This is a genomic window from Intestinimonas timonensis (genome assembly GCF_900626145.1).
Lineage (GTDB): Bacteria > Bacillota > Clostridia > Oscillospirales > Oscillospiraceae > Intestinimonas > Intestinimonas aquisgranensis.
Map to the genome: position 1 here is coordinate 1,057,142 of NZ_LR130817.1, position 13,861 is coordinate 1,071,002.

General features: G+C 56.7%; 10 protein-coding genes. All 10 read left to right on the forward strand.

Annotated features, from left to right (window positions below; translation table 11 throughout):
• Positions 1–78: 78 nt before the first annotated feature.
• Complete coding sequence (locus tag E0E29_RS11995; protein WP_242622487.1) at positions 79–3,114, forward strand: RNA dependent RNA polymerase; 3,036 nt, start codon at positions 79–81, stop codon at positions 3,112–3,114.
• Positions 3,104–3,970: a hypothetical protein gene (locus tag E0E29_RS12000; protein ID WP_130850024.1), complete on the forward strand. Its 867-nt coding sequence runs from the start codon at positions 3,104–3,106 to the stop codon at positions 3,968–3,970. Before E0E29_RS11995 ends, E0E29_RS12000 begins: the two co-directional genes overlap by 11 nt.
• A 128-nt stretch (positions 3,971–4,098) precedes the next feature.
• Entirely contained in the window at positions 4,099–5,715 is a 1,617-nt protein-coding gene (locus E0E29_RS18250; protein ID WP_165449892.1) for a tetratricopeptide repeat protein, read from the forward strand.
• Complete coding sequence (locus E0E29_RS12005) at positions 5,690–7,060, forward strand: MATE family efflux transporter (RefSeq protein WP_165449893.1); 1,371 nt, start codon at positions 5,690–5,692, stop codon at positions 7,058–7,060. The genes E0E29_RS18250 and E0E29_RS12005 overlap by 26 nt, the downstream gene beginning before the upstream one ends.
• A gap of 120 nt (positions 7,061–7,180) precedes the next feature.
• Positions 7,181–8,353, forward strand: a complete 1,173-nt coding sequence (locus E0E29_RS12010; RefSeq protein ID WP_130850026.1) for an SPFH domain-containing protein — start codon at positions 7,181–7,183, stop codon at positions 8,351–8,353.
• A gap of 14 nt (positions 8,354–8,367) precedes the next feature.
• The gene (locus E0E29_RS12015) at positions 8,368–8,784 is read left to right on the forward strand and encodes a hypothetical protein (protein ID WP_130850027.1); all 417 of its coding nucleotides are present in this window, start codon (positions 8,368–8,370) and stop codon (positions 8,782–8,784) included.
• Positions 8,781–9,218 (forward strand): hypothetical protein, encoded by a 438-nt coding sequence (locus E0E29_RS12020; protein ID WP_130850028.1) that lies wholly within the window; start codon positions 8,781–8,783, stop codon positions 9,216–9,218. Before E0E29_RS12015 ends, E0E29_RS12020 begins: the two co-directional genes overlap by 4 nt.
• 101 nt (positions 9,219–9,319) lie before the next feature.
• On the forward strand, positions 9,320–10,210 hold the full coding sequence (locus E0E29_RS12025; protein ID WP_130850029.1) for an AAA family ATPase: 891 nt from the start codon (positions 9,320–9,322) through the stop codon (positions 10,208–10,210).
• A 226-nt stretch (positions 10,211–10,436) separates the two neighbouring features.
• Complete coding sequence (locus E0E29_RS12030) at positions 10,437–11,180, forward strand: SEL1-like repeat protein (protein WP_165449894.1); 744 nt, start codon at positions 10,437–10,439, stop codon at positions 11,178–11,180.
• A gap of 70 nt (positions 11,181–11,250) precedes the next feature.
• Complete coding sequence (locus E0E29_RS12035; protein ID WP_130850031.1) at positions 11,251–13,860, forward strand: ATP-binding protein; 2,610 nt, start codon at positions 11,251–11,253, stop codon at positions 13,858–13,860.
• Position 13,861 lies beyond the last annotated feature (1 nt).

Genomic DNA, 13,861 nt, shown 5'->3' on the forward strand with positions numbered 1-13,861 from the left:
GCATCAAAAAAGGTGGGAGCAGTATTCATTTTGCATTTGAAAAGGTTTGTGATATACTCAAAACGGACGGAGGTGTGTATGCTGATGGTAAAATATACGATCTATGAACTCTCGGCCAGAGCGGTCATGAGTTATGCCGGAGAGGAAAATAGAATTTATACGTTTCGGTTGAATCGCACTGCTACCGAGCACTGCAAGGTGACCGGAGCAAAGCACGAGCAGGACGACTGCGCGATGTTTTTTCAGCTCATGTGTCAAATCCACGGAGACCGTTACCGGTTGCCGACGGATGCGCATATTACCGACTTTACGGACGTTATTTTTTACATGGACTTCTCCGGCATTTTTGATCGCCGAGGTACGAATCAGACACAAAAAACCCGCCGCGAGAAAGCCAGAGATATGTTTCGACCCGAAGGAGTTACGCTGGATTTTGGCAGCGGGCCTCACCGTTATGTCAGCTTTGAGCGTTCCGCCAGCATGAGCAGAAGCTCAAGGCTCTCGTTTATCCGGGCAGATCTGTATGAGCCCATGCGCCGACGCATCATGCTGGATATGACCATGGAGCGCTGCCAGCTCAGTAAGCTCTATGCCTACAACGGCCTGCTATTTTCCGGCGGAACACGGGTGGACAGCATTCATATCGACAAGCCCCACCGTGTCATTGTGATCGATAATCCGACGAAGATCATGGAAAGAGTTCCCGTCATCACGGTTCGGGAAGGGAACAAGCCTGGAAAATATCACAGAGTAGAAACACTGGAGGATGTGAAGGTTACTTGCTTTGACGGCGTCGGACTGATCTCGAAGGAGTACGCTGAGACAGTGGACAAGGCCTGCTGCGGCAGGCACAGCCATACGTCGTTTCAGATCCGTATGCCCTACATCAAAGGGATGCTGCATCAGGTAGACTTCAAGGATTTTTTGAGGCGCTCCGGTACACAGATCATTCAGGATATATGGGGTGTAAATCACGCAGTCAAGGATGTGGACATCATCCTTACCCGCAGTCAGTTCAAAGCTTATGATTGGCTGCGGGAAAACGGTATGACCTGGAAAGACTACTGGAAGACATTCCGGAAATATCGTCATGCCCTGTATATCACCAATGTGAGCAAGGAAGAGCCTGGGAAGCTCATTGAATTGAACTATCAATTTCTGTCTACGGTTTCTATTCAGCCGGAGGAGTTCCGGCCTGCGGATCTTCCTGATGGCTGGAGTTTCAGCCCAGAGGAGGATGAGCGGAAGTGGCTGACCAAGGCAACCGAGAGGGCTTACTATGATTTCTGCGCCAACGAGGCTTTCCGTCGTGAGTATTTTCTGAAAGGCGTTGATCAGCCGCGCAGGAGCCGAGCACATATGCTTGCCCGGGTACTGCGCAAAAATCCGCTGTTTATTCATGAACCGATTTATGCCGACGCTTTGGACGCGCAAGCGAAAAAGATTTTAAAAGGCTACGCTGTGGGGCATCTTCTGGTTCCGGGAGATAACCGTTTTCTGTCTGGAGATCTGCTGGAACTTCTGCGGCAGCTTATGGTTCCGCGTGTGTTTCAGATGCCGTCTGAGCGTGCTTTCTGTGATGCTGTCAACGCTGATATGTTTGCGGAGGACAGCTTCTATGCTCCCGGCGCTGTCTATGAATGTGACGAAAGCTGCACTCTGCTTCGCAATCCTCACATCGCACGTAATGAGGAGCTTCAGCTTTCCGTGTACCCAACAGATGACGAGCTCCGCGCTCACTACCTCGGTCATCTGACGGATGTTGTTATGGTGTCCGCAGACACGCTGTCGGCAGAGCGTCTGGGAGGAGCTGACTATGACGGTGATCTGATCAAAACCATTGCTGATCCGATTCTGAACCGATGTGTTAAGCGGAACTACGAGTATGACGCATACCAGAAGCTTTCCAACAATACCAATTTGCCGCTGCTGAAGATCCCGTCCCTGTCAGCGCCGCAGTCCAATGCTGGAGACTGGAGGGCGAGATTCTGCACCGTAGAGAACACCTTCGCCGCCCGCATTGGTCAAATCTGCAACGCCGCTATGGACCGCAGTGTCATTGCATACAGTGAGAGCGCCGCCCCGGAAGAACGGAAGAAGTACCGCCGGGAAATCGAAACGCTGGCTATTCTCAGTGGGCTGGAGATCAATGCCTCTAAAAGCGGTATTCGGCCTGATCTGGATGCGTATATTGGCGGAAAGCGGGTAAAGCGCAGTGCGTTCCTCCAGTATAAATATCTGGCAGAACAGTTTGAGGAGACTCGGCGGGCCTGGTATGAACCGAGCCACAAGGAAAAACTGGACGCTTTCTTTGAAAAGACGGACTGGAGTAAGGTGGATTCGCATATTGAGCGGTTACCGTATTTGGCACGGCAGCTGGAGCAGAACACACCGAGAATCAAGGCTAAGCCTGCAAAGGACAGTGAGTTGTTTCGCTTTGCACAGGAACGCGGCTGGAAAAATCAGCTGGATAAGCAAGTCCTTTCTTCTGTTTCTGAGCTGCTGAAGGACTATGAACACTGTTTATCCCGCATTCGGGCCTGCCGTATCCCAGTGAAAGACAAGCAGAGAAAGATTGACATTGACCGCATTCTCTATGCCAGAGGACAGGAGGAGCTGTATGATTCCGACGAGCTGTACGCTATTTTCCAGCAGCTGCCACCGGAGCACATAGCTGTACTGCGGGAGGCCATCTCTGCCTGCCAGTGGTATTTCATGACACCTGATGAGAGGGAGGCATTTTTGATAGAGCATCTCCCGGAGGCAGTTGACTACTATGACCTGATGACGGATTTCCGGCACAGTGGTTTTCGTATTTTGGGTGATCTGGTCTGCGATGTGGATGATGAAAATAGAGGAAGAGAGCGAAAGAAGCTGATTCGAAAGGAAGACTCGCCATATTTTACAGCCATGATGGAAGCATATATGAAAAATCCATTTTCAGGAGACGAACGCGCGGTGGTTTCCAAAGTGTGCCGAAAATATTTGGACAGGCTTGTTCGCCCCGGCATTGCCGTGCGGTATGTAGTGGCACTTTGCAAGCGAAAGCTGCTCTGGGACCTACTGCCGGACCACATTGAAGAGAATATACTGGAGGTGCCCTATGCTGAATGAGTGGAAGGAGTTTTCAGATTATACCGGTACGGTTCGCTATACTGCTGCCAACAAGCAGGATAGCACCTATCTGGGCCGGTTCACTTTTGACACGCTGATGGATTTTGAGGGCTTGACCCGGGTACTGACCATCCTTTCCAGAGGATTCCTATTCCATGAACCGGATGGAAGTTTAGCAACAGAGCCACGTGGGCGGATCGAATATGCGCACCGGGGTCTATGTGCCTGGTGCAGTGTTCCGGACAAAGAAAAAGCCACGCCTAAAGCGGCGTGGCAGTTCAAAACAGATTTCAGAGATCTTCACGGAGAGTTTCCTCTGTTGGTGGATGAAGAAGGCAGCGGCTGGTTTCACCGCCATGTACATGGGGTGATCGCCTTTGTGAAAGACAACCCCGGAGCCGTATACAGCGGAACTCCACAGAAGTGCGCCAAACTGGAGAGGGGATTTGACGATGCCTGGCGGGATAAGGTCACGCAAATGCAGATGCCGGTGTTCTCGCCCACGACAAAAGGGCAGTGGGGTCTGCGATTTAAAGATATTCTTGCCAATGCGTTGGAACAGGGTCCTCTGTGCTGTACAGACGTGGAACTTCCGGACGAGCTGATAGACCGCCTCCGTGCAGCAACGCCAAAGGAGGTTCCCTTGCATATGGTCGTCACCGTGGTAGCTTATTATCTGGCCAACAAGCCGGATGATTCCGAATGGGTGGTTCTGCCGGTGGCAAACTTTGATGCCTATTTTGGGACAACCAGTTTCGGGCGTAAGATTCTAAAGAAGATTCCGCCGGAGATCATGGAACGCTCAGATACGGGGTTTGGTATATGCCGTTATCGTATTGCGAATGCGTTCAGATAAAATCACCATGGTGATTTTATCATTTTGCTTGCATGAGAGCACATGGCATACTATGATTTTATGGTTTATTGAATATATATGGAGAACTGGCGGTGATGCGCACAGGGACTTGTCAGAGGTGTGGGAGAATGTTTCAGAAAGAGACCGTGCTGAGAAAACTTCAAAAAATTCTGTCTGGAAAGGGCAATAAGCTGTTTGACAATCAGGTTTTCTTTTATAACGCGATTTTCGGCATGACCAATTCGGAGGCATTCCCGGAGGAACTGATCGCGTACATGGAGACGGCGGAGCGAGATGGACCGAGAGAGCGCGGAAGACAGGATATCGAGGCGTTTTTCAAGGGCGGACTGGATAACAGCTCCAGTAATATCGGCAAGCATATCAATGACGATCCCGGCATGGGCATCCCCAAATTCCACTGTGTTCATTACGCCCAGGCAGAGCATAAACGGGAGATCTGCAAGCGCCTTGCGGCAGTGCTCCGGTACAGTGCGAACCGCCATGGGACTGATCTGGGCGAGCTGTTTCTCCGCCTAAAGGGGGAGCTCTCCTGCGCGTCGGGAATTTTAGCTCAGGCTGAAACGGCGGACGGCATGCTGTTGGCCACCATCCTGTATGAGATCGTGCAGACCTATTTGGGGGAGCGGCGCAGTCCCGAGGAGTCCGTGGAGGAGACGGCGTTTGGAAAGGTCAACATGAAGCGGCAGGTGGAGGAGTATTACCTGACCTGCGACTGCTATGAGGCCACCAGTATTGATTTCTTCTTCGCCCTGCGGCGGATGGCCGGGCAGAATGTGATCGCCTCCAGCAATCTGGCGGGCTTCTATTATGTGGGCATGGAATTCGTGGTAAAAAACGAAGCCGGCGGCCCAAATGGAACGTATGTAGTGGAGCGCAATCTGGAACAGGCGGCCCATTACTTCAAGCGGGCGGCGTCCAGTCAGCCGCCTTATGCCCCTGCCCTGTATTCCTATGGTTATATGCTCCTGCACGACGAGACAGGGGAGCTGTCCGCGGAACAGCGGATGGAGGAGTCTGAGCGGTATTACCGGTTGGCGGCGGCGCAGAAGTTCCACCACGCGGTGAGCGGCTTGGGTGACCTGGCGCTGCTGCGGGCGGACCGGCTGCGGAAACAGCCCGGGGCGGAAGCGCGTTCCGAAGAGATCGTGACGGAACTTGCCGCCGCCATCAGCTACTTTGACCAGGCGGAGCGGATGGGTTCCTTTTGGGGCCCCATCAAAGCGGCGCAGTTTCTGGATAACCCTGCCTACGAGCCGTACCGGGAGCAGGCTCTGGCAAAGGCCGGCCTGACCGGAGAGCAGACGGCCCGGACCAGGTGGAAGCAGGCGGTAGCCATGGGCAATGTGTTTGCCATGGATGAACTTGCCATGCTGGACCTGCGGCTGGGGTACATAGAGGAGGCCCGGGAGATGCTGGAGCAGGCGGCAGGGATGAATTATCCCAACGCGTCCTACCATCTGGCCCGGCATTTCTATGGAGCGGACGGAATCCGTCCGGACGATCAGAAATACCGCCGTTATCTGGAAAAGGCCTCCCATGACGGGAGCGCCAGGGCAAGTCTCGTCCTGGGTAAGCTGGCACTGGCGGCGCATGGCGCGGCGAAAACAACGGAGGAAAAGCTCAATCAGCAAAAGCTGGCCTCCGCCTGGTTCCAAAAGGCGGAGGAACAAAATTTTGCCTGTTTTGAGAAGGATGTCTATGAACAATTGCGGCAGTACAAATAAACGGGAGCTTTTCCGGCTGGTGATGCGGCTCTCGCTTCCTTCCATGTGGGCCCAGGTCTCCTCGGTGGTCATGCAGTACATCGACGCGGCCATGCTGGGACATCTGAATGCCGATGCCGCGGCTGCCGCTGGCGTTGTGGCGAGTGTGACTTGGCTGTTTGGTGGACTGTGCGCCACTCTGACCACAGGCTTCACCGTACAGGCTGCCCAGGCCAGCGGTGGAGGAGAACAGGCGCGCACCAGAGGCATTATGCGTCACGGCCTTTGGGTAGCCTTCTGTGTTGGGATGTGTATGGCTTTGCTGGGCTTGTGGCTCAGCATCCGCCTTCCTGTCTGGCTGGGGGCGGAGGCGTCCATTCACGGGTCTGCCGCCCGGTATTTCCAGATCTATACCATCTCCATGCCCTTTGTTCAGCTGAACGGTTACGCGGCAGGGATGCTGCAAAGCAGCGGGAATATGCGTGTGCCGGGGATGCTGACTGCCGGGATGTACGGGATGGATGTTCTGTTCAACTTTCTGCTGATTTTCCCTACCAGACGGCTGGAATTGTTCCACTTACCGTTGACCGTTCCCGGCGCGGGACTGGGCGTGGAGGGCGCCGCGTTGGGAACAGCCTTGTCCGAGATCCTGACCGGGCTGCTGATGCTGTATATGCTCCTGGCCCGGGAACCCGGCATGAAGCTGCGCCGGGGCGAGCCCTTTTTTGCCCCTGGGTTTCGGGAGGTCCTGGGCCGGGCCTTTCGGCTTGGCTCTCCTATCGCGTTGGAACAGGTGGTCATGCGCTTTGCCCAGACAACGGTGGTTGGGATGATCGCCCCTCTTGGAAATGTGGCCATGGCGGCCCATTCTCTGGCCATCACAGCGGAGAGCTTCTGTTATATGCCCGCCTATGGCATCGGCCTTGCCCAGGTTGCGATCACCGGGCGGGAGATTGGCGCGGGCGATAAAAAAAGGGCCAGACAAATGGGTTGGGCTGGGATCGGCTTTGCAGCCATGGTAACCATCGCTCTGTCCGTGGTACTGTTCTTGTTCGCCCCACAGCTCATGCGGACGCTGACGCCGGATTCGGAACTGATCCTGTTGGGCACGAAGATCCTCCGGATCGAGGCCTTTGCAGAACTGATGTACGGCACCCAGCTGGTGTGCGCCGGTATCCTGCAAGGCAGGGGAGACACCCTTGTTTCCAGCACACTGATGCTGGGGAGCCTGTGGCTGGTACGGGTGCCCCTGTCCATGCTGCTTATCCGCCCGCTGGGACTGGTTGGAGCCTGGCTGGCCATGAGCATTGAGCTGAACGTACGAGGCATCTTGTTTCTGCTCCGTTTCCAGTTTTCCAAACGCTGATTTCACCATGGTAAGATGAGCCGCGGCCCGCCAAGGCTCACAGGAGATATGGTAGACTATCCATATTATGGGTAGTCTACTTTTTTGTTTGCCAGATCAACTGAGAACGGAGAGACAGATATGAGCTTGAAATTTTTGGATGTCATCAACTATGAGGGAGGAAACGACGTTCTGGTGTGGAAGCACCCCTGTGAGGACTTCAACACCGGTTCCCACCTGATCGTACATGAGTCCCAGGAGGCTCTCTTTATGTGCAACGGCCAGGTACTGGATACCTTCGGCCCGGGCCGGCACGACCTGAAAACGGAGAATATCCCCCTGCTGCGCCGCCTGCTGAATATCCCCACCGGGGGTGTGTCGCCCTTTCACTGCGAAGTCTACTACATCAACAAGTCCATCCCCATGGATCTGAAGTGGGGGACGCCCGACCAGGTCATCGCCATGGACCCCCAGTTCCATATCCTGATCCACGCCGGCGCCAACGGCGGCATGGGCGTCCAGATCGGGGACAGCAAGCAATTCCTGGTGAGCTTTAACGGCACCAACCGGGAATTTACCACGGAATCCCTGACCAGCTACTTCCGGGAGATGATCGTCACCCGGGTCAAATCACAATTGACCACGCTGCTCAGCCAGGTGAGTTTTACCATCGCCAATGCCCACCTGAATGAGATCTCCGCCGCCATGCAGGAGGTGCTTGGGGAGGAGATGGCTGAATTCGGCGTGAAGCTGGTGAAATTCTTCGTCTCCGGCATCCGTCTGGCTGATGAAGACTATCAGAAGATCCAGTCCGCCCTGTCCGACGCCAGCGCTCTGGGCATTTCCTCCATGGCGGAAAAGCAGCGCATGGATCTGCTGGGCTATAACTGGACAGATGAAAGAATGGCGGAGATCGCCAAGGAGTACGCCCAAAACCCCGGCAGCGCCAATAATGTGGGCGGCATGATGGCTCAGATGCCCCTGGCTTTCGGATTTGGCCAGATGCTCCGGGGAGCCGCCAAGCCTCTGATGGATCAGGCGTTCTCCCAGCCGCCCAAAGCCTTCGGTGGCCAGCAGAGCGCCCCGGCGGCGCCCGCATCCCCCTTCACGCCGCCGCCCTATCCCTTCGGTGCGGCCCCCAGCCCGCTGAAAGCCAAGGCGGCGGAGCCTGCTCCCGCCCCTGCGGCGACCGCCACCCCTGCCCAGGAGGACCCGGTAGCCGTGCTGCAAAAATTAAAGACCATGCTGGACGCGGGACTGATCCCTCAGGAGGTCTACGACAAGAAAATTCAGGAAGTGCTCAGCCGGATGTGAGGAAGGAGCGAGATATGGGATATAAGATCGGATTTTCCATCGGGTATGGGATCGTATTTCTGGCCTACGAGGCCATTGTGTTTTTGCTGACAGGCTTCACTCGGCCGGGGGCCTGGCTGGGCCTTGCATGCACGGTTCTGGTGCTGGGACTGTCTCTCGCCGCTGTCTGGAAGGACGCCTTCCAGGCCGGGATCGCCCATCTGCCAATGGCCCTGGGTGTGGTATTGACCATCTTTTTTGTGCTTCAGCTGGCGGCGGGCGTCATCGTCACCTTCCTGCCGCTCAAATGGGGCGCTATTGTGGAGATCGTGCTGGTGGCGGCCTGTCTGCTCTGCGGCGGCGGGACGGTGCTGGGCGGCAGAATGATTGCGGAACGGGAGCGGGAAAACCGCGCCAAGAGAGCCGCGCGAAATGAGGAGGAAGAAAGATGAAGTGTAAAGCCTGCGGATACGAGGGGGAGACCTTTCCCCATACCCCCATGGGAAAATACTGCTGCCCCCAGTGCGGGGCAGAGCAGACAGGAGCTGCGCTGCCAATGGAGGATGACTATGCGGAGCAGCTCCGAAAGGTCCGGCAGGCGGCCGTTGCCGAGCAGGAGCGACAGGCGCAGGAGGTGCGGATGAAGGCGGAAAAAGCGTCGCAGGATCGCCGGGAAGCGGAGGCGCTGCGCCGCCAGAAAGAGCAGAAGGTGAGGAAGCGTATCCGCAGGGAAAGACTTCTCGCCTGCATCGTGCCGGTGGCCATCATCATTTTTACCATTGTGCTTCTGCGGGATCCAGCGGCAAAAGGAGCCGGTTTTCTCGGTTTTGTAGTCATCATCGCCTGCATCAGTGCGATCATCGGAGCCTTGACGAGAAAGAAATAAACGAAAGGATGCGAAGTATGGAAAAATTACAATGCAGTGTGTGCGGCGGCGCTCTGGTGATGAGCGACGACGGAGAAAAGGCGGTCTGCGAAAGCTGCGGCATGAGCTTCAAGAAGGAAACCGTCAAGAAAATGATCATGGAGCTGTCCGGCCCGGTAAAGGTGGAGGGCATCCAGAACAGCGACTCTCTGGCCGACCGGGCGGAGACCTTCCTGCGGCTGGGAGAGACGGAAAAGGCTCATGCTGCTTTCCGGCAGATGACCGATGAGTATCCTGCCGACTACCGGGGCTGGTGGGGCCTGACCCGGCTGATGGACTGGGAAAAGTACTTCTATGACAGCGGCACAGGCAAGGCTGACATGCCGCTGGTGTGCAAGCGGGCACTGGAGTTCGCGCTGGAGGAGGCAAAAAAGGAGATCCAGGACTATTTTTCTGAAAAAGTCTCCACGGTAAAAACCCAGACCGATCAGCGTCATCGTGATGAGCAGGCGGCTGCGGAAGAAAAGCGTCGCAATGAGCAGGCGGCCGAAGAAGAATATCAGAAAAAACTCAGGACCTACGAAAACGCGCTGGAAGAGGTCCGCAGTGCCTTTGACAAGGCGCATGACCAGTTCCGTGCAGAGGAAGAAGTGACAAAGGCTCACCGCCGAGAACTTGATGCGTATTTGGAGAACATATCTCCCGGCGTCGCGCATCCGATCCGAAAGGGAAATCTGATTGCTCTGGTGATCGGCTGTGTCTTCGCAGGGATCGCTTTGTTTGGCGTTGGCGTCACCTCGGGGATGGAGCTTCTTATGACGATCTCTTTTGTAGCGCTCCCTCTTGGTCTGCTGATCTTCCGCATCTGTCGGTGCAGCAGGACTTCAAATCGCATCGATGCGTTGAAACAGGCTATCGCACAGAGCGAGCAAAAGCAGGACACATTCAGAGCGCAGAGAGACAAGGCGGGCGTCGAATTGGAGGCCCTGCGCCGCAACGCGCCTGTCCGCTGAAAAACAATGTGAGGTGTCGGTCCTTATCCGGTTCCCGAAAATGAAAGGAGAGTAAGATCATGAGCGATTTCAGATGCCCTTATTATTACTACGAGAACGGTGAGTGGAAATGTCTCCACTGCTCCGGCAATTCCACGCTGCATGATTTCGACACATACTGCACAAGCGAAAGTCGTTGTCGTGAATGCCCCTACTACAATCGTTAAAAAAGAGAGGTGCGAAGCATATGACATTGGAAGAAGCCATTCATCTGGCAAATAATGGCGATCAGGAGGCCATGTTCCAGCTGGGCCAGTATTACTGGAAACAGGAAAAACAGTATCAGGAAGCTCAAAACTGGTATCTGAAGGGTGCGGAAGCCGGAGATGTCCGCTGTATGGCTCTGGCAGCCCTGAGCGGCAACGTTCTGGCCCATGCCCTGCGGAAAACAGTGGGCGCGCCTGCCGCGGCGGAGTGTGTGCGGGATCTGGAGACCTGCCTGTCCTGGGCGGCGCAGGCTCGTGCCAACGGCGGAAAATGTGACTCCGCCAGTATCGAGACTGAACTGGGTGTGTGCTGTTTTTTGGCTGCACTGAATGAGGAGAATGAGGAGCGTTCCACCGCGTATCTGCTGCGGGCAAGAGAACTGCTGCGGGCCAACCATCCCGCGCAGGACCCCGAGGCCCGCCTCTATCTGGCGTTTGCACTGGACAGGTGCTCCCGATTGGACGGCGGCATGCGTGACTTGGATTCACGACTGTATGTGGATCTGCTGACCGACATCTGTGAGAACCACCGCACAGAGGTAAAGGACGGCGCCGTGGCCTGCTATTATTTGGGCGCGGCGTACCTGATGGGCAACGGCTGCAAAAAGGACGATAACAAGGCCTATCAGTGGATGGCCACAGCCCAGCAGATGGGCTTTGACTGTCAGGAAATGCTCAGAGGCTTTAAGAAAAAGCTGATGGGCGGTTATGTATACAAAGGATAACAGGGAACGGCCCGACATATCGGCGGGCCGTTTCAAAATCATAAGAAGAAAAGAGTAAGGAGGCGGCGGTATGCCCCTGTTTCAAGGAACCGAGCTGGAGGATGGCCGCTATCTGGGCCTGACCGTCCGGGAGGTGACGGCCCTGCCCCATATGGATGTGTTCGGCCCGGACTCCGGGCGGATGGGACAGGTCTTTGAGGGTCTGCTGGGAGACCTGGCCCGGCTGTGCGGGGAGTCTGCGGCGCTGGAGCTTCTCTGGCTGTCCCAGCCGGTGAGCGGACAGAAGTTTCCCGCCCGGGTACGGCTGTTCCTGCTGCTGCGGAAGCTGTCCGTCACGGCAGCGCAGGCAGAGCGGGAGATGGACGCCTTCCTGTCCGCCATGGAGGCGGTGCTCACCCAGAAGGGCTGCTCCCTGTCCGGGGGAGAGCCGTTGACGGGCCTGCTGGTACAGTCGGAGGGGCAGCTCCACGCTCTTGTGCGGCAGGAGAAGGTTCCCATGAGCTTATTCGCACAATTTCCCTATTACCACTATGACACCCTGCAGGGCTGCGCGTTGGACTTCGCATCCCTTCTGACGGTCCTGTGCGGCGCGCCGGGTGCGGCGCTGTCCGTGCAGGTCATCCCTGCGGCCCTGTCCCCGGAGGAACAGTTCGCCACCGAGCAGATGCGCCAGATGCTTTCTCAGGCGGTCAGCGGAATGCCCGGGCAAACCCCCGTCATGGGGGACGACACCGCCCGCAGGCCGCTGGAAACCTACACCTATTACGCCCAGGACAGCGGCCCCCGCTTTCTGATGAACCTGCTGGTAGGCGGGCAGCCCGCCGCCTGTGCCACCCTGCTGGCCCGGGTCCAGAGCGCCCTGCGGGGGGTGTCCCTGGCAGACACCGACCTGACGGGAGCCTTCTCCCTGGGGCGGGACCTGCTGTTCTCCCCATGGAACATCAGCAGCGCCCTTATCTACCAGTACCGGGACGGGGCGCTGTGGCAGAATTTGCAGGGCATGGAGGCCCTCATGCGGCTGCCGTATCTCTACACGGAGGGGGAGACGGCGAAGCTGATACAGATCCCCGTGGACGACGGCAGCCTGCCCGGCATCGTCAGTAACCGGGTGGATCTGTCCGGGGCGCTGTTTGACACGGCGGTGCTGGCGGTGGACAATATCGTCTTCGGTCACCTGGCGGGAGATGAGCGGGTGCGCATCGGCGCGCCGCTGAAAGCCTTCACCCGCCACGGCCTTATCGTGGGCACCCCCGGCACCGGCAAGACCACCTTCTCCGTGGATATGCTTTTGCAGTTCTATGAGAAGGGCATCCCCTTCCTGGCCATTGAGCCCACGAAAACCGAATACCGGGCAATGATCGATACCATCCCGGATCTGCAGATCTTCACCCCCGGCAACAGCGGTGTATCCCCCTACCTCTGCAATCCCTTCCAGCCGCCCCGGAACATCACGGTAGAGAAGTACATCCCCAGTTTGGTCAGCGCCTTTCAGGCGGCGTTTTCCATGCCTTCGCCCCTGGATATGATTTTCCTGTCCGCTGTCCGGGCGGCCTATACGAAATACGGCTGGAAGAACAGCAGCAGGGCAGGAGACCCGGATGTGCAGCCCTTCGGCCTGTATGAGTTCATCCTCTGCTTCAAGGAGCTGGTGGCCAACTCCGGATACAGCGGCGAGGTTCGCAGTAATTTGCAGTCCGGTGGTACGCTGCGGCTGATGAATCTGCTGGAACAGAACGCCAGTATTTATGATACCATTCACACCATTCCGCTGGATGATCTGCTGTCCAAGCCAACCGTGCTGGAGCTGAATGCCATTGAAAACCAGGAGCAGAAAGCACTGATTATGGCACTTATGCTGATCTCCATCTGCACCCACACCAAGCAGAACCAAAAGGGCGACGGAGAGCTGAAAAACATCATCCTCATTGACGAGGCCCATGTACTGCTGGGGGGCAAGTCCCGGTCCGACGGTGCGGGCGGGCAGGACACCACAGTGCGTGCCCTGCAAAACATGATTGCGGAGATCCGCTCCTACGGCACGGGCATCCTCATTGCCGACCAGTCGCCCACGGCGGTCAGCCGGCCTATCGTGGCCAATACGGATATCAAAGTGTCCTTCCGTCTGGTGCAGGGGGAGGAGAAGGCGGCTCTGGCGGACAGTACCGGCATGGAGGAGACCCAGCGGCAGCATCTGGGCCGTCTGGGCGTGGGAGAGGCCTTCGTCTATTACAGCCGCCTGGACACGCCCCAGTTAGTGAAGACCACCGACAGCCGGGCGGCCAAAGGTATCCGCCTGTCTGTCCCAGACGAGGAGATTGCCGGACGCATGACCTATTGGACCCATTATGGGGATCAGCTCAAGCCCTACCGGGAATGCGAACTCTGTCCCCAGTGCGCCGGCGGCTGCGATCTTGTGCTTCGGGACCGGGCGGACTACTACGCCGCTCGGGTCCTGCAGGAAAACGGCGTCAAAATGAAGGACCGCAGCACCGCGGCACAGTATGCAATCCTGTTGCACAAACCCCTGGCCCTCTGGGAGGGGACGCCGGAGCTGGACTTTGAACGGCTGTGCTTCTGCGCCCGCTTACGGCTTCTGCGGAAGACAGCGTTGGAAAAAGGCTTTGTATTTACCCCGCGGGAAATGGAGACTATTCTGCTTCCCCGGGAGAAGGGAGAATAAC

What these genes read in the sequence shown, in the direction of transcription:
- E0E29_RS11995 (WP_242622487.1), top strand. Translation starts at nt 79, where the DNA reads ATGCTGATGGTAAAATATACGATCTATGAACTCTCGGCCAGAGCGGTC.
- E0E29_RS12000 (WP_130850024.1), top strand. Translation starts at nt 3,104, where the DNA reads ATGCTGAATGAGTGGAAGGAGTTTTCAGATTATACCGGTACGGTTCGC.
- E0E29_RS18250 (WP_165449892.1), top strand. Translation starts at nt 4,099, where the DNA reads ATGTTTCAGAAAGAGACCGTGCTGAGAAAACTTCAAAAAATTCTGTCT.
- E0E29_RS12005 (WP_165449893.1), top strand. Translation starts at nt 5,690, where the DNA reads ATGAACAATTGCGGCAGTACAAATAAACGGGAGCTTTTCCGGCTGGTG.
- E0E29_RS12010 (WP_130850026.1), top strand. Translation starts at nt 7,181, where the DNA reads ATGAGCTTGAAATTTTTGGATGTCATCAACTATGAGGGAGGAAACGAC.
- E0E29_RS12015 (WP_130850027.1), top strand. Translation starts at nt 8,368, where the DNA reads ATGGGATATAAGATCGGATTTTCCATCGGGTATGGGATCGTATTTCTG.
- E0E29_RS12020 (WP_130850028.1), top strand. Translation starts at nt 8,781, where the DNA reads ATGAAGTGTAAAGCCTGCGGATACGAGGGGGAGACCTTTCCCCATACC.
- E0E29_RS12025 (WP_130850029.1), top strand. Translation starts at nt 9,320, where the DNA reads ATGAGCTTCAAGAAGGAAACCGTCAAGAAAATGATCATGGAGCTGTCC.
- E0E29_RS12030 (WP_165449894.1), top strand. Translation starts at nt 10,437, where the DNA reads ATGACATTGGAAGAAGCCATTCATCTGGCAAATAATGGCGATCAGGAG.
- E0E29_RS12035 (WP_130850031.1), top strand. Translation starts at nt 11,251, where the DNA reads ATGCCCCTGTTTCAAGGAACCGAGCTGGAGGATGGCCGCTATCTGGGC.